General features: G+C 64.0%; 1 pseudogene. It reads right to left on the reverse strand.

What is annotated here, in order from left to right:
- A pseudogene (locus AABA86_RS33885) lies at nt 1-102 on the reverse strand (C4-dicarboxylate ABC transporter); the annotation flags it as partial.
- Nucleotides 103-261 lie beyond the last annotated feature (159 nt).

Below are 261 nucleotides of genomic sequence, written 5' to 3' on the forward strand. Positions count from 1 at the left end.
GACGTGGCTGAACTTGATGATGATCGGCGATTGGGCCGAGGCCGGCCCGGCAAGTCCGAGCGCCAGTGCCGCGATGGACGCGGCGATCGCGAAGGTGCGCATGATCTCTCCCTTGTTGTTCTCTTGGGCTGCCCGATGCGGGCGCCTATTCCGAAGCCGGAAGCATCAATAGCGGCTCACGCATTGAGCCGCTATTGGCCCTTCGCAGGGCAGCTATTCATGATGAAGCCCGCGAGCCCTGCTGCGCCCCCTCTCCCGCTT

Origin of the sequence: Bradyrhizobium sp. TM233, from assembly GCF_036247965.1 — a bacterium.
Lineage (GTDB): Bacteria > Pseudomonadota > Alphaproteobacteria > Rhizobiales > Xanthobacteraceae > Bradyrhizobium > Bradyrhizobium ottawaense.